The sequence below is a fragment of the Terribium retamae genome, assembly GCF_022347545.1.
GTDB classification, from domain to species: domain Bacteria; phylum Pseudomonadota; class Alphaproteobacteria; order Rhizobiales; family Rhizobiaceae; genus Mesorhizobium; species Mesorhizobium retamae.
Genome location: NZ_JAKREW010000025.1, coordinates 1 through 15,867 on the forward strand (window position 1 = coordinate 1; position 15,867 = coordinate 15,867).

Genomic DNA, 15,867 nt, shown 5'->3' on the forward strand with positions numbered 1-15,867 from the left:
CCCACACAACACATATTTCTCCCCCTTGGGGGGTTTGTTTGGGTGGTTTTTTTTTCGGCCAAACAAAACGTGGGGGGGGGGGGGGGGCCCCCCGCCGGCCGCAACGTCGACAGTTAATGAGAGGACCATAATGGCCGCACCCGGCGAGAATCTGCGCATCAATCCCGATCGCCTATGGGATTCGTTGATGGAGATGGCGAAGATCGGCCCCGGTGTCGCCGGCGGTAACAATCGCCAGACTTTGACCGATGCGGACGGGGAAGGGCGGCATCTTTTCAAACGCTGGTGCGATGCGGCAGGTTTGGAAACCGGCATCGACAAGATGGGCACGATGTTTGCCCGTCGCGATGGCACCGATCCGGATGCCTTGCCGGTCTATGTCGGCTCGCATCTCGATACCCAGCCGACCGGTGGCAAGTATGATGGCGTGCTTGGCGTGCTCGGCGGACTGGAAGTCATCCGCACGCTCAACGACCTCGGGCTCAAGACCAAGCACCCGATCGTCGTCACCAACTGGACGAACGAGGAGGGTGCTCGTTTCGCTCCTGCCATGCTGGCGTCAGGCGTCTTCGCCGGGGTGCACACGCTGGACTATGCCTATTCGCGCAAGGATCCGGACGGCAAGAGTTTTGGCGACGAGCTGAAACGCATCGGCTGGCTGGGTGACGAAGAGGTCGGCGCGCGCAAGATGCACGCCTATTTCGAGTACCACATCGAGCAAGGGCCGATCCTCGAGGCCGAAAACAAGCAGATCGGTGTCGTCACGCACGGCCAGGGCCTGTGGTGGCTCGAGTTCACGCTGACGGGCAAGGAAGCACATACCGGTTCGACGCCGATGAACATGCGCGTCAATGCCGGGCTGGCCATGGCACGCATTTTCGAGATGGTGCAGAAGGTGGCGATGGAAAACCAGCCGGGCGCCGTGGGCGGCGTAGGCCAGGTGAAGTTCTCGCCGAACTCGCGCAACGTGCTGCCGGGCACCGTCGTCTTCACCGTCGACATCCGTTCGCCGGAACAGGCGAAGCTCGACCGGATGCGCGCTGCGATCGAGACCGAGGCAGCCAGGATCGCCAAAGAATTGGGCGTCGGCTGTTCCGTCGAAGCGGTCGGCCATTTCGATCCTGTCACCTTCGATCCGACGCTGGTCGCCAGAGTGCGCGCGGCGGCAGAAAAGCTTGGCTATTCGCACATGAACATCATTTCTGGCGCCGGGCACGATGCCTGCTGGACGGCGAGGGTCGCACCCTCCACGATGGTGATGTGCCCCTGTGTCGACGGGCTGTCGCACAATGAGGCCGAGGACATTTCCAAGGAGTGGGCCGCCGCTGGTTGCGACGTGCTGTTCCACGCGGTGGCGGAGACTGCTGAGATCATAATCTAGGAGGGCAAAACCGGGGGCATGGACGTCGATACACTCCTCAATGGGGTCATTCGGCTCTCGAACTTCATGACGTCACGCCTGGTCGTGGCGGGAGTGGTTTTCTACGTGCTTTCAGGCTTCCTCACTGTCGGTAGCGTTTCGGAGGGTTTCTTGCCCAATGTCGACCTGGTGAACAATGTGGTGGAGAACTACCAGCGTATCTTCGACATTCTCGGCGTTTCGGATTTTGCGTTGCTGTTGATCCTGTTCGTCTTCCTGACGACGATCCACATCGTCTACGTCGCGTTCGAGGCGATCGGAAAATATCTGCCTCCTGCGATCGTCCCGGTTTCCGGCTGGCTGGCACTCGACGACCTGACCTTGAAGGCCTTCGAGGTGCTGCGCCAGGCCCGCGGCGAAGAGCACACGGAAGAAGAGAACCAGCGGCTTTATGAGTTCAAGCGAAAGCTTCGCGAGATGGATTGGGAGAGCAAGGAGAAATATCGCGAACGGTTGGAGGGGACCTATTCGACCTTCCGCATCGCCAAGACCTTCGTGCTCTTCTCTGTCGGAGCGCTGATCTATGCCGGGATCGCCGGTTACAGCGGAAGCATGAATCTGCTGCTGCTGATCCTGGGCTTCTCGATTTTGCTCTCCCTGGTTTCTGGCTTCTCCATCTACCGCACTCATCATGTGCGCGTGACGAGGCTCTACCGGGATGTGGTCGGGGAAATAATCGAATTCTCGCGTGTCTGGGTGACACCCGAATATCAAGAAAAGCTGATCGGAATCTGCGCGTCGGAACGGCAGTTGCCGCACGTCTCGCTGGAAGTCGTGGTGCCGGTTTACGGCACGCTCGATGCCTTCCTGGCGGATGTGCGCAAACTCAAACGCAGAACGACAAAAGCCTAGCTTCAGGAGTGGAACAATGACCAGAGTGATCAGGAACGGCACCGTCGTCACGGCCGACCGGACATGGAAAGCCGATGTGCTGATCCAGCACGGCAAGATCGTTGCGATCGGCCAGAACCTGCATGGTGACCATGAGTTCGACGCCACCGGCTGCTATGTCATGCCGGGCGGTATCGACCCGCACACTCACCTCGAAATGCCTTTCATGGGCACCTATTCGGCTGACGATTTCGAGAGTGGCACGCGCGCCGCTTTGTCGGGCGGCACGACCATGGTGGTCGATTTCTGTCTGCCGGCGCCGCAGCAGTCGCTGCTCGAAGCGTTGCAGATGTGGGACAATAAGACCTCCAAGGCCGCCTGTGATTTCTCCTTTCACATGGCGGTCACCTGGTGGGGCGAGCAGGTCTTCAACGAGATGAAGACCGTCGTCGACAAAGGCATCACCTCGTTCAAGCACTTCATGGCTTACAAGGGTGCCTTGATGGTGGACGACGACGAAATGTATGCGTCGTTCCAGCGCTGTGCGGAACTCGGTGCGCTGCCACTGGTGCATGCCGAGAATGGCGATGTGGTCGCAGCACTTTCGCAGAAGCTGCTGGCCGCCGGCAACAATGGACCGGAGGCACATGCCTACTCGCGCCCACCCGAGGTGGAGGGCGAGGCCACCAATCGCGCCATCATGATCGCCGACATGGCCGGCGTGCCGCTCTATGTCGTGCACACGTCCTGCGAGCAGGCACATGAAGCGATCCGGCGCGCGCGCCAGAAAGGCATGCGCGTCTACGGAGAACCGTTGATCCAGCATCTCGTGCTCGACGAGAGCGAATATTTCAACAAGGACTGGGATCATGCCGCGCGCCGCGTAATGAGCCCGCCCTTCCGTAACAAGCTGCACCAGGATTCGCTGTGGGCCGGCCTGCAGGCCGGGTCGCTGCAGGTGGTCGCCACTGACCACTGCTCGTTCACGAGCCAGCAGAAGCGTTTCGGCGTCGGTGACTTCACCAAGATCCCGAACGGCACCGGCGGGCTGGAAGACCGCATGCCGGTGCTGTGGACGGCTGGCGTGAACACCGGGCGATTGACCATGAACGAATTCGTGGCGGTCACATCCACCAACATCGCCAAAATCCTCAACATGTACCCAAGGAAGGGGGCCATCGTCGAAGGTGCCGATGCCGACATCGTGGTTTGGGATCCGAAGCGCAAGAAGACGATTTCGTCCAAGAACCAGCAGTCGGTGATCGATTACAATGTCTTCGAGGGTTACGAGGTGACAGGCCTGCCGCGTTTTGTCTTCTCGCGCGGCGAACTCACCATACAGGAAGCCGAAATGAAGACCAAAGCCGGGCATGGCGAATTCGTGGCGCGCGATCCTAACGGTGCCGTCAACCGGGCATTGTCGACCTGGAAGGAGATCACGTCGCCGCGCAAGGTGGAGCGCACCGGCATTCCGGCGACGGGGGTTTGAGTTTGCAGCGGCATCTCCTTGTCGCAGCCGTTGTCGTAGCGGCGGCACCCGCTCTCGGGGCCGGTATCGATCTCACCAAGCCCTATGGCAACAAATCGGGCTGCATCAACAGGAACGGGCAGCAGGTCTATGCTGAGGATATGCTGCTCGTCACCAAGACCGATCTGGTGACGGCGGTCAGCGCCTGCACTATCAAGGAGACCAAGCAGAACAGCGATGGCTCCGTGCGTCTGAAAACCGAATGCGAGACCGAAGGCGAAGAGGGCAAGGCGCCAGCGGATTTCGTTCTCAAACCAAGCCCGAAGAACAAAAAGAAGCTCATCGTGACCAACGATAGCGGCTTCGTCATGGGGGAAGTGTCGCAGTGCAAATGACCGCCGTAAAGCCAGCCGTCGTCGCGGCAAGCAAACTCGGCCTTACCTTCCAGACCAATGATGGACCGGTTCAGGCGCTTTCCAATGTCGATCTTTCCATCGGCAAGGGCGAATTCGTTTCCTTCATCGGGCCCTCGGGCTGCGGCAAGACGACATTCCTGCGCGTCATCGCCGACCTTGAAAAGCCGACCTCCGGTTCGATCACCGTCAACGGCATGACCCCTGAACAGGCCCGCGAGAAGCGAGCCTATGGTTATGTCTTCCAGGCCGCGGCGCTGTTTCCCTGGCGCACCATCGAGCGCAATGTGGCACTGCCGCTGGAAATCATCGGTCTGCCCAAGGCCGAACAGACCGAGCGTATCAGGCGCACGATGGAACTCGTCAATCTGGCCGGGTTCGAGAAGAAGTATCCGTGGCAGCTGTCCGGGGGCATGCAGCAGCGTGCCTCGATTGCTCGCGCACTCGCCTTCGACGCCGACCTTCTCTTGATGGACGAACCATTCGGCGCGCTGGACGAGATCGTGCGCGACCACCTCAACGAGCAGCTTCTGCAGTTGTGGGCAGCTACCAACAAGACGATCTGTTTCGTCACCCACTCTATTCCGGAGGCCGTCTATCTATCGACGCGCATCGTGGTGATGTCGCCGCGCCCTGGCCGCGTTACCGATGTGATCGAGTCGACGCTGCCTCGCGAGCGCCCGCTCGATATTCGCGAGACGCCGGAGTTTCTGGCCATCGCGGCGCGGGTCCGGGACGGGTTGAGGGCAGGGCATAGCTATGAGGATTGAGGGCCGGCGGAACGGTGTTCCCCTCCCCCTTGAGGGGAGGGGTTAGGGGTGGGGGTTCTGATGCCGACTGTGGTCAAATCGGCTGCGATTTCTCGTGCGCGACAATTACGGCGCGATATGACGGATGGCGAAAAGAAGCTTTGGTCCGAGCTGCGCGAATTTCGCCGTTGGTACGGTATTCACGTTCGCCGGCAGGTGCCGATTGGTGCTTATGTGGCTGACTTTGCGATACATTCCCATCGCGTCATTATTGAAGTCGATGGTGAACATCACTTCGAACCGGAGCGTGCTGCTTTGGATCGAGAGCGGGATCACTGGCTTTGGACCCGCGGCTACAAAGTACTGCGCTTCAATACGGGTGAACTCCATGACAGTTTTGCCGGGTGCGTCGAAGAGATACTCAGAGAATTGGGTTTGAGCGAAGCTACCCCCACCCCTAACCCCTCCCCTCAAGGGGGAGGGGAATCAGGACGCACTTGATGGACTCGCTTCGTTCGAAAATCATCCCGGTCACCACCATCCTTTTGGTCATCGTAGCCATCTGGTATGTCGGCGCGATGGCGATGAATGCGCCGTTCCAGCGCGACATGGACAGCCGCAACAACGCCACGCCGAGCACGATGGAGTTCATCGGCAAGACACTGTCGCAGGCCAAGCCGACGCTACCGGCGCCGCATCAGGTGGCGCAGAACTTCTTCGAGAACACGTTCGAACGGAAGATCACCAGCAATCGCAGCCTAGTCTATCATGCCTGGGTGACTCTTTCCTCCACCCTGCTCGGTTTTGCCTTTGGCACGGCTCTAGGGATCGTGATTGCTATCGGCATCGTACATGTAACGACACTGGACCGCAGCCTGATGCCGTGGATCATCGCCTCCCAAACCATTCCTATCCTGGCCATTGCACCCATGGTGATCGTGGTCCTGGCTGCGATCGGCATAACCGGCCTGATTCCGAAAGCGCTGATCTCGACCTATCTTTCCTTCTTTCCGGTTGCTGTCGGTATGGTGAAGGGGCTGCGTTCGCCGGAACTCATGCATCTCGACCTTATGCACACCTACAATGCCAGCCGCTCCCAGATTTTCTGGAAGCTGCGTGTGCCGGCCTCGGTCCCATTTCTGTTTGCCTCGATGAAGGTGGCGGTGGCCGCTAGCCTCGTCGGCGCCATCGTCGGCGAATTGCCAACCGGCGCGGTTGCCGGCATAGGCGCTAAACTGCTCGCCGGCGCCTATTACAGTCAGACTATCGAAATCTGGTCGGCATTGGTGGCAGGTTCGGTCGTGGCCGCTCTTCTGGTCGCACTGGTTGGGCTGGCAGGGCGCTTAGTCGACCGCGCCATGGGCGGGAGGCCGGCATGAGGGCTCTGAAACCGTCATGGCAGGCTGTACTCGCGGTCTTGCTTTGCCTGATCGCCCTGGCGCTGGGCGCCATGAGCACGACCGAAATGGCAGCCTCGGCGCAACCCAGCTCGCCGACCGCCTATCCTTACCTGGGCATCAAGGGCCTCATGTATGGGCTTGCCGTCGTCGCAGCCCTCTTGTCGATGTTGGCGCTTGCACCGGCACTTGAGGCGCTGGTGTTGTGCGTCGGCTCGACCGCGGTGGCATTGATGCTGGTAAGCGGCATCACCGGCTTCGAAGGCACGGCGCTTGCGCCGTATTTCCTGCTTTTGATCGCAGCCTGGCTGCTCGGTTGGCGCTGCGTTGCCGTGCTGTCCTCGATCAAGCCGTCACAACGGTGGATATCGACCCTGCTGAGGCTCGTCATTCCGGCGCTGTTCGGCGCCTGGATACTCTTTCTGTGGGAAGCGATCACGCGTGGTGCCGGCATTCCGTTCATCCTGCTGCCGCCGCCGAGTGCGGTCGGCGTACGCATAGCCAACACACTGCCGGTGTTGTGGGCAGACATCAACCAGACGATTTTCCGCTCGGTGCTGATCGGTTACGCTCTTGGCTGCGCAAGCGGTTTCCTTGCAGCCATCCTGGCCGACCGCTTCGTTTTCCTGCGGCGCGGGCTTATCCCGATCGGCAACATGGTCTCAGCGCTGCCGATCATCGGCGTAGCGCCGATCATGGTGATGTGGTTCGGGTTCGACTGGCACTCCAAGGCGGCCGTCGTCGTCATCATGACGTTCTTCCCGATGCTGGTGAACACGGTGGCCGGGCTCGCAGCCTCGGGGCATATGGAACGCGATCTGATGCGCACCTACGCGTCGAATTACTGGCAGACGCTGGCCAAGCTCAGGCTGCCGGCGGCTGCGCCTTTCATCTTCAACGCGCTCAAGATCAATTCCACGCTGGCGCTGATCGGCGCCATCGTTGCCGAGTTCTTCGGCACGCCGGTGGTGGGCATGGGCTTCAGGATATCAACCGAGGTCGGCAGAATGAATGTCGACATGGTCTGGGCCGAAATCGCGGTTGCGGCACTCGCGGGTTCGGTTTTCTATGGCGTGGTCGCGCTCATCGAAAGAGCGGCCACGTTCTGGCATCCGTCTGTCCGGGGAGGCTAGAGCATGATCCCGAACCGAAGGTCAGCGAGGCAAAACAATGCGGACTTTTCGAATGAAGATCATGGCACAAAAAGTCGGCGGAGAAGAATAAGAAGGGTTTGGGTTCAACTTCAGAGGGTAAGAGCATGAAAAGAATGATTGTTTCGATACTGGCGGCAGGTGTGTCGCTGATTGCCTTCCAGGCAATGGCCGAAGACAAGGTGACGCTGCAGCTCAAGTGGGTCACGCAGGCGCAGTTCGCCGGCTACTATGTCGCCAAGGACAAGGGCTTCTACAAGGAAGAGGGGCTCGACGTCGAAATCAAGCCAGGTGGTCCGGATATCGCGCCGGAGCAGGTGATCGCCGGCGGTGGTGCCGACGTCATCGTCGACTGGATGGCCGGCGCGTTGGCCGCGCGCGACAAGGGCGTGGCACTGGTCAATATCGCCCAACCGTTCAAGAAAGCCGGCATGGAATTGGCCTGCCCGAAAAACGGGCCGATCAAGACCGAAGCCGATTTCAAGGGGCGTACGTTGGGCGTCTGGTTCTTCGGTAACGAATATCCATTCTATGCCTGGATGAACAAGCTGGGCTTGAAAACGGAAGGCGGGCCGGACGGGGTCACGGTGCTGAAGCAGAGCTTCGACGTGCAGCCGCTGATCCAGAAGCAGGCTGACTGCATTTCGGTGATGACCTACAACGAGTACTGGCAGCTGATCGATGCCGGCTACAAGCCGGAAGATCTGACCGTGTTCAACTACTCAGCCATGGGAAACGACCTGCTGGAGGATGGCCTTTATACGCTGCAGGAGAAGCTCAAGGACCCTGCCTTCGAAGACAAGATGGTGCGGTTTGTGCGCGCGTCGATGAAAGGCTGGAAGTACGCCACCGAGAACAATGACGAGGCTGCCGAGATCGTCATGGAAAACGGTGGCCAGGATGAGAACCATCAGAAGCGCATGATGAGCGAAGTGGCAAAGCTCATCGATAATGCCGACGGCAAGCTGATCCCGGAAGCCTATGAGCGTACCGCAAAGGCGCTGCTCGACCAGAAGATCATCACCAAGCAGCCGGAAGGTGCCTACACCACTGCGATCACCGACAAGGCGATCAAATAAGGTTTGACCGATTTTGATGCGCAAAGGGGCGGGTGACCGCCCCTTTTTGTTGGTATGCAACGCAGCCTGTCTGCAAACCGGTGAAAGCTCGACCTAACCGCCGATGCCGCCCTCACCGCTGTTCGCGGATATCGGTCAGGGTACGGGTCGGGGTGATTGCCTCGGGGTCGAGCTGCACTTCGATGATGGATGGCTTGCCGCTTGCCCGTGCGCGTTCGAAGGCGGGAGCGAACTCTTCAGTCTTCACCACCGTTTCGCCATGGCCGCCATAGGCGCGTGCGAGCGCTGCAAAATCCGGGTTCCTGAGATCGGTGCCTTCGACGCGGCCAGGATATTCACGCTCCTGGTGCATGCGGATGGTTCCGTAAATGCCATTATTGACCACTACGGTGATGATCGGCAGATCGTATTGCACGGCGGTGGCAAATTCCTGCCCATGCATCATGAAGCAGCCGTCGCCGGCGAAGCAGACAACCTCGCGGTCGGGAAATACGCTTTTTGCCGAGACCGCCGCCGGCAAGCCGTAACCCATCGAACCGGAGGTCGGAGCGGCCTGCGTGCCGAAACGGCGGAAGCGGTGGAAGCGATGCACCCAGGTGGCATAGTTGCCAGCGCCGTTGGTCAGGATGGCGTCCTCAGGGAGCACGCTCTCCAGGTAGTCCATGATCGGTCCCATCTGCACGGCGCCCGGGCCGGTCTTCGGCGTCGTCGACCAGGTAAGATAGGTGTCGTGCAGTTTTGCGGTCTCGGCTGCCCAGGCAGGCGCCGCTTTGGGCCGGCGCTTGGCGAATGCTTCGACGAAGGCCGTGGGCGAGGCATTGATCGCCAGCGTCGGACGATAGACACGGCCGAGTTCGTTGGCGTCGGCATGCACATGCACCAGCGCCTGATCCGGGTAGGGGCTCTTCAGGATGGTGTAGTCGGAAGACGGCATTTCACCCATGCGGCCACCGATCAGAAGCACGACGTCCGCCTCCTTGATCGCGTTGCCGAGCTTGGGGTTGATGCCGATACCCACATCGCCCGCATAGCTTGGATGCAGATGATCGAACAGCATCTGGCGGCGGAAGGAGCAACCGACCGGCAACGCCCAGTTCTCGGCGATTGTCTGCATGTGGGCGACTGCTTCCGGATCCCAGCGCGTGCCGCCGAGAATGGCGAACGGCCGCTTGGCACTGCCAAGCAGCATTTCCAACGCGTCGAGCTCTGCCGCACCGGGGTAGGTTTGAACCGGCGTATATGGCAGGGCTGCCGGCGCTTCGACTTCGCTGACCAGCATGTCTTCCGGCAGCGAGACGACAACCGGGCCGGGACGTCCTGAAGTCGCGACCGCAAAAGCACGCGTCACCAGTTCGGGGATGCGTTCGGCGCGGTCGATTTCGACCACCCATTTGGCGATGTCGCCGAAGAAGCGCTTGTAATTCACCTCCTGGAAGGCTTCGCGCTCGCGGGCATGGCCGGCGATCTGACCGATGAACAGGATCATCGGAATGGAATCCTGCATGGCGATGTGCACGCCGGCCGAGGCGTTGGTGGCGCCAGGTCCACGCGTGACGAAGCAGATGCCGGGTTTCCCGGTCAGCCTGCCCTGGCAGTCGGCCATCATTGCAGCGCCGCCTTCCTGGCGACAGACGACCGTGCGGATCGAGGAATCGTGAAGCGCATCAAGCACGGCGAGGTAGCTCTCGCCCGGCACGCAGAACATGCGGTCGACGCCATTGGCCTCAAGCGCTTCGACGATCAGCTTACCACCGGTCTTCATCGATCTCGTCACTCCAGCTCAGCAAGAATTTCAGCGGTGTGTTCGCCAAGGCGCGGCGATGGGCGGTCGTATACCAGCGGCGTGCCCGGCATCACCATCGGCGCGCGCACCGAAGGCAGCATGTTGCCGTGGCCGTCCTCGAGGTCAAGGCGCATGCCGCGGGCGATCGCCTGCGGATCGTCAAACATCTGGCCGATGTCATTGATGGGGCTTGCCGGCACGCCGGTCGCCTCCAGCCTGGCCAGGAGATCGTCGCGAGTGAAGCTGGCAACCGCCGCCAGCATGTGTTCACGCAGCCTCACGCGGTTGGCGACGCGAGCGGCGTTGGTGGCGAAGTCCTGATCGGCGGGCAAACTGTCCAGCCCGACCACGGCACAGAATTTGGCGAACTGGCTGTCGTTGCCGACGGCCAGGATGAAATGGCCGTCCGAAACCGGCAGCACCTCGTAAGGCGCGATGTTGGGATGAGCATTGCCCATGCGCTGGGGCGGCGTGCCGGAAACCAGGAAATTGAGGTTCTGGTTGGCCAGCACGGAGATCTGTGAATCGAACAGCGCCATGTCGACATGCTGGCCTTCGCCAGTCGCTTCCGCGTGGCGCAATGCGGCCTGGATGGCGATGACAGAATAGAGACCGGTGAAGATGTCGGTGACGGCGACGCCAACCTTTTGCGGCTCACCATCGGGCGCGCCGGTGATCGACATCAGCCCGGACATGCCCTGAACGATGAAATCGTAGCCCGCGCGTGGAGCATAGGGTCCCGACTGGCCAAAGCCGGTGATCGAGCAATAGACCAGCTTGGGGTTGATCGCCTTCAGGCTCTCATAGTCGAGGCCATATTTCTTCAAACCGCCCAGCTTGAAGTTCTCGATCAGAACGTCGGCTTTGGCGACCAGCTTGCGCACGGTTTCTGCGCCTTCCGGGGTCGAGAAATCGACGGCTATGGAACGCTTGCCGCGGTTGCAGGCGTGGTAATAGGCAGCAGACAGGTTTTCGCCATCCTTGCCCTTGACGAAGGGCGGTCCCCATTTGCGGGTGTCGTCACCTTCCGGGCTCTCGACCTTGATGACGTCGGCGCCGAGATCTGCCAGCATCTGTCCCGCCCAGGGGCCGGCGAGAATGCGGGCGAGTTCGACAACGCGCACGCCCTTCAGGGGAGGATTGGCCATGAAACACCGCAGGTTTGTTTGGTTGCGCAGGCTCTAGCAACCCAAACGGGTCCTGTCACGATCCTTGCGATGGACCAGCACAGCAATCGACAGAACTCAGCGCGAAGCCGTGACCTTGTCTGTCCAGGCGACGAAATCTTCCATGATCATGTTTCGATTCACCTCGTTCAGGCTTTCGTGTCGCGTTTGGGCATAAACCTTTGAAACGAGATTCGAAAACCCCATTCGTCGCATGCGCCCGGCGAGATGGTCGACTGCCTTGCCGCCAGCCGTGGCGGGATCCTTCTCACCGCCTGCGAGATTGATCGGCAGGTTCCGGGCTATGTCGGCAAAGCGGCTGTCGTCGGCACCGTTGAAGATGAAGCCGAACAGGTCGCGCCACAATGAGACCGAAGCATCCCAGCCGCAAAGCGGATCGGCAATGTATTTGTCGACCTCGGCCGGGTCGCGTGACAGCCAGTCAAAAAGGGTGCGGTGTCCAGGCACCGCCTTGCCCCAGGCCTGAAAGGTGAGCCTGGGCAACATGCGCGAAGGCACGTCCGATCCGAGCCTGAAGCGTTCCCAGGCGAGAATTGCAAGTGCTGCGCGGCCACTGATCCCGGCGGTGAAATTGGCATTCCAGATAGCAGCGCCTTGTATGCGCGCTGAATGTTTCTGGACGAAGTTTAGCGCGATCAGCCCGCCCATCGAATGGCCGAAAACGATGACCGGAATCCCGGCATGTTCGGTCGCAATGAGGTCGTGTACGGCAAGTACATCGGCAATCACCTTCTTGCCGCCATCGGGATCGCCAAACTTGCCGAGTGGGGCATCGGGGGCGGTGGTATGACCATGTCCGCGATGGTCGTGCGCGTAGGTGTTATAGCCGCGAGCGGCGAGGAAGTCCGCAAAACCGGCATAACGAGCAGCGTGTTCGGCCAGGCCATGGCTGATCTGGATTGAGGCGCGCGCCTTGCCATCGGCCTTGCGCGAATAGAGCTTCAGAGAAGCGCCCGTGGGCGAGGCGAGGGTACGCTGGTCGTCGAACGGCATTAATTCCTCCCCTGGCACAGTTGAACCCGCGCTTCCTGAAAGTGGTCGGCCTTTTGTTTGCGCCCGGGGCCGTTTAGCGTCAATCGGCTGCCGAGATTCCGCAGCGGAAAGGGTAGTGGCTCTTGCATCGCAATTCTGACATGTCGGTCGGGCAGATCGCAGAACTCAATGAGAGGGATTCGTATGCGGACTTGGCTTGTTCTTGGGGCGGCACTCGCCGGTATTTTGGCTGCGGCTATTGCCCGGGCGGAGACGAAACTCGGCGGCAGCTTCGTGGCTGATACTGCCTGTCCGGCAACGCAGGCGATCAAAAGCGGGAAGAACCCCGGCAATGTCAGCACCGAAGCTGGACAGAGCTACGATCTCGTCGCCGGCAACAAGGACGAGCCGACGCACTACATGATCCGCGTGCCGGGTGCGGACCCTGAGCGGCGCTGGGTCAAAGTGAATTGTGGCCATGTTGCCGGCACCGCTGCCGCACCGGCGGCTCCTGCTGGACCGGCGGAAGCGGAAGCACCTCAGAAGAAGGCAGCAGTTGGCAAGCCGGAGTATGTTTTCGCGCTTTCATGGCAGCCAGCCTTCTGCGAGACGAAGTCGAAGAAGACCGAGTGTCAGGCAATGACGGGGTCAAGCTTTGCAGCAACCAATTTCACGCTACACGGGCTATGGCCTCAGCCGAATGGCAATTTCTATTGCGCGGTGAGCGCGGCGGATCGCGCAAATGACAAGGGAAATTGGCAGGCCCTCCCGCCTGTCGATCTCGATGGCGCGACCCGCTTGGAACTCGACAAGGTGATGCCGGGCACGGCCTCGCAGCTCGACCGGCACGAATGGATCAAGCACGGTACTTGCTACGGCAAGGATCAGCAGGCCTATTTCGCCGATGCGCTGGCCCTGATGCGGCAGGTCAACGATTCGCCGGTCAGGGAGCTCTTTGAGAACAATATCGGCAAGGAGCTGACATCCGGCCAGATCCGCGCTGCTTTCGACAGCGCGTTCGGCAAGGGAACCGGCGATCGCGTGCGCGTGTCGTGCTTCAATGATCGCGGCCGACGCATGATCGGCGAACTGACGCTGGGCCTTGCCGGTCCGATCGGTCCGAGCAGTTCGTTGAAGGATCTGATGCTGGCTTCTGCACCGACTGAGAATGCCGGCTGTCCAAGAGGCGAAGTGGACCGGGTTGGGCTGCAGTAGACGGCTCTCAAGCCACCATCGGCAACAGGCGGCGGACTTCGTCGAGTAGGTCCGGAATGGCCTGCTCGTCTTTCGACAGATATTTGAGCAGATACTTTTGAAACAGGCCGTCAAAGGCGGCGTAAAGCGCTGCGCGGGACACGGCGGGCTGCTTGCCGCCGAGCTCCGAGTAGCGCGAAGCGACGCGCCAGACCATATCCTCCAGGCTTTTGTCTATTTCGGTAACGTCCTGACGGAAAACGTCCTCGAACAGGGCCTGCGCGCGCAGGTCGTACCACAGGCGGTGCATGCCGGCTTCCTCCCGCAAGGTCTCTGCGAGTTTTAGGAGGAAGCCTTCGAGCAGTGCCTCGCGTGTCGGAGCTATTGCGGTGACCTGATCGTAGCGCGTGACGCATTTTGCCTTGTAGTGCCGCACGCAGCAGGAGATCAGGTCGACTTTGTCGGTGAAATAATAATGCAGCACGCCATGGGTAAAGTCCGACTTCTGGGCGATCTCGCGCAGGCTAGTGCGCGCATAGCCCAGTTCAGCCAGCGTCTCGAGTGCTGCTTCGGCCAGTTCCAATCGTCTGGCCGTGAACTTGTCGATGCGCAATCTTTCGGCGCCGCGCGGGGCGCGCGCCTTTTCCATGACTTGGTCAGCCATCAGCGGCCTTCTTAGTTTCGAGCGCCGAAAAATATCAGCAGGCATCGCTAAATAAGTTTGCCTCGACGTCAATAGTCTTTCCTGCAAGGGCGTCTGGAATCTCGCTCGACGGGATTTAGTGGACGATTGTCAGTGTCTTCTCGGCTGATTTGCCTTGAGAGCCTGATGAGGCGCTGTCTTTCACTTCCTGCAAGCCAGTACCGGAACGAGAGAATTTCCGGTTGATCGCCCTCACGACAGAGTCCTGCTCGGCAGGAACAGACAAATGGACTGCCCGATCCTCTTCGCCTGTCAGGCACACGGTCGGCGCCTGATTTGTTCGCTTATGCCGCCGCTCGGATTCCGCCTGTCGCTATCTCGCGAGCTAGTCTTGAAAGTCCGCATAGACAGCGTTTCTAACGTCCGTCGGAAACGCTCCTGACATGCCTTCAAATGCGGTGTTGGTCAGAGCGACGACCGTCAGCTTCCTTGCAGGATCGACGAACCAACTGTGGCCGTAAGCGCCGCCCCACTGGATGGTTCCGCGGCTTTGGGGCGTGTGCGCAAGTTCGGGGTCGTCCAGTACCGCCCAGCCATAGCCGAATCCCCAGCCGGGACCTTGCGCCTGGGCCTGCGCACCGACCTGGTCCTTCATCATGGCAACAACGGTCTCTTGTTTCAGAATCGGTGCGCCGCCTGCTCGAACAGTCTCGAGAAAGCGCAGGATGTCATCCGCGGTCCCGACCATACCAGCGCCGACTGAGGGGTAGGAGGCCGGATCTAACGCGCGGCTTGGAGCAAAGCGTGCAACATTTTCCCCAATCGGTATTTCGGTGCCGTCCTTCATGCGAACCGGTTCGGGACGTCCGTCGGCGTAAGGTGTTACCAGCCGGGCGGGATCCGATACCTTGAAATCTGTGTCGGTTAGTTCGAGAGGCGCGAGGACAGTGTCGCGGACGGCTTCCGGAAGCGTTTTGTTCGACGCCTTGGCGATCACGGCGCCCAGAACATCGATGCCCAGTGAATAACGCCAGTTCGTTCCTGGCCGGAACAGAAGAGCTACCTGTTGCAGACGGCCCAGATTCGCATCGATGCTAAGTCCCGGCTGATCGAGGCCGTCGGAAACATCCAATCGGGCATAAGCGCTGTCGGCGGGTTCGATGAAGCGGTAGCTCAGTCCCGACGTATGGGTCAACAGTTGCCGGACGGTGATGGCCGGTTCGCTGCCGTCCTCGATCCGTGGACGAAAATCGGGCAGCCATCGCGTCACCGGGTCATCGAGTGTCAGCACGCCGTCCTCGACGAGCCGCATCAGCGTTGCCGTGACAATCGGCTTGGTGATCGAAGCCAGGCGGAAGATCGCATCCTCACGCATCCCGGTTCCAGCCTCGCGGTCGGACAAGCCTGCCGCGCGGCGATAGACGATCTGTCCGTTCCGGGCCACGGCCACGACTGCGCCGACAATTCGTTTTTCCGCGATGGCCCGATCGATGGCGGCATCGAGGCTGCGATGCGATTTGTTGTCCAATGCGTAGGCCGAGGCGACGCTTGCGGTGAGCATGACGCCGGCGAGGCTGGCA

15 protein-coding genes are annotated in these 15,867 nt (G+C 60.5%); 10 read left to right on the forward strand and 5 right to left on the reverse strand.

All coding sequences use genetic code 11. The features are described 5' to 3' along the window. Positions 1-130: 130 nt before the first annotated feature. The 9 genes from L4923_RS20790 (at position 131) to L4923_RS20830 (ending at position 8,508) form a co-directional block, all read left to right on the forward strand. Complete coding sequence (locus tag L4923_RS20790; RefSeq protein WP_239368665.1) at positions 131-1,381, forward strand: Zn-dependent hydrolase; 1,251 nt, start codon at positions 131-133, stop codon at positions 1,379-1,381. Between the two features lie 18 nt (positions 1,382-1,399). Next, on the forward strand, positions 1,400-2,272 hold the full coding sequence (locus L4923_RS20795) for a hypothetical protein (protein WP_239368667.1): 873 nt from the start codon (positions 1,400-1,402) through the stop codon (positions 2,270-2,272). Positions 2,273-2,288: 16 nt separating this feature from the next. Beyond that, entirely contained in the window at positions 2,289-3,740 is a 1,452-nt protein-coding gene (gene hydA, locus L4923_RS20800) for a dihydropyrimidinase (protein WP_239368669.1), read from the forward strand. Between the two features lie 2 nt (positions 3,741-3,742). Further along, positions 3,743-4,114: a hypothetical protein gene (locus L4923_RS20805; RefSeq protein WP_239368671.1), complete on the forward strand. Its 372-nt coding sequence runs from the start codon at positions 3,743-3,745 to the stop codon at positions 4,112-4,114. Further along, positions 4,111-4,902, forward strand: coding sequence for an ABC transporter ATP-binding protein (locus tag L4923_RS20810; RefSeq protein ID WP_239368673.1), 792 nt, complete (start codon positions 4,111-4,113; stop codon positions 4,900-4,902). Before L4923_RS20805 ends, L4923_RS20810 begins: the two co-directional genes overlap by 4 nt. Before the next feature lie 60 nt (positions 4,903-4,962). Beyond that, positions 4,963-5,382 (forward strand): endonuclease domain-containing protein, encoded by a 420-nt coding sequence (locus L4923_RS20815; RefSeq protein WP_239368675.1) that lies wholly within the window; start codon positions 4,963-4,965, stop codon positions 5,380-5,382. Continuing rightward, entirely contained in the window at positions 5,382-6,260 is an 879-nt protein-coding gene (locus tag L4923_RS20820) for an ABC transporter permease (RefSeq protein WP_239368677.1), read from the forward strand. Before L4923_RS20815 ends, L4923_RS20820 begins: the two co-directional genes overlap by 1 nt. Continuing rightward, the gene (locus L4923_RS20825; protein ID WP_239368679.1) at positions 6,257-7,411 is read left to right on the forward strand and encodes an ABC transporter permease; all 1,155 of its coding nucleotides are present in this window, start codon (positions 6,257-6,259) and stop codon (positions 7,409-7,411) included. The genes L4923_RS20820 and L4923_RS20825 overlap by 4 nt, the downstream gene beginning before the upstream one ends. 125 nt (positions 7,412-7,536) lie before the next feature. Continuing rightward, positions 7,537-8,508, forward strand: coding sequence for an ABC transporter substrate-binding protein (locus L4923_RS20830; protein WP_239368681.1), 972 nt, complete (start codon positions 7,537-7,539; stop codon positions 8,506-8,508). Between the two features lie 112 nt (positions 8,509-8,620). On the opposite strand, the gene L4923_RS20835 is transcribed toward L4923_RS20830, so the two are convergent. The 3 genes from L4923_RS20835 to L4923_RS20845 all read right to left on the reverse strand — a co-directional run bounded on the left by L4923_RS20835 (position 8,621) and on the right by L4923_RS20845 (position 12,471). Then, the gene (locus L4923_RS20835) at positions 8,621-10,270 is read right to left on the reverse strand and encodes a thiamine pyrophosphate-binding protein (protein WP_239368683.1); all 1,650 of its coding nucleotides are present in this window, start codon (positions 10,268-10,270) and stop codon (positions 8,621-8,623) included. 8 nt (positions 10,271-10,278) lie between these two features. After that, positions 10,279-11,439, reverse strand: coding sequence for a CaiB/BaiF CoA transferase family protein (locus L4923_RS20840; RefSeq protein WP_239368685.1), 1,161 nt, complete (start codon positions 11,437-11,439; stop codon positions 10,279-10,281). A gap of 96 nt (positions 11,440-11,535) precedes the next feature. After that, entirely contained in the window at positions 11,536-12,471 is a 936-nt protein-coding gene (locus L4923_RS20845) for an alpha/beta fold hydrolase (protein ID WP_239368687.1), read from the reverse strand. Between the two features lie 183 nt (positions 12,472-12,654). Between L4923_RS20845 and L4923_RS20850 the strand changes: the two genes are divergently transcribed. Further along, complete coding sequence (locus L4923_RS20850; protein ID WP_239368689.1) at positions 12,655-13,665, forward strand: ribonuclease T2 family protein; 1,011 nt, start codon at positions 12,655-12,657, stop codon at positions 13,663-13,665. 7 nt (positions 13,666-13,672) lie between these two features. Here the strand turns inward: L4923_RS20850 and L4923_RS20855 are convergent, their stop codons facing one another. Both L4923_RS20855 and L4923_RS20860 read right to left on the reverse strand, forming a co-directional pair. After that, the gene (locus L4923_RS20855) at positions 13,673-14,308 is read right to left on the reverse strand and encodes a TetR/AcrR family transcriptional regulator (RefSeq protein ID WP_239368691.1); all 636 of its coding nucleotides are present in this window, start codon (positions 14,306-14,308) and stop codon (positions 13,673-13,675) included. Positions 14,309-14,672: 364 nt separating this feature from the next. Continuing rightward, positions 14,673-15,848, reverse strand: coding sequence for a serine hydrolase domain-containing protein (locus tag L4923_RS20860; RefSeq protein ID WP_239368804.1), 1,176 nt, complete (start codon positions 15,846-15,848; stop codon positions 14,673-14,675). Positions 15,849-15,867 lie beyond the last annotated feature (19 nt).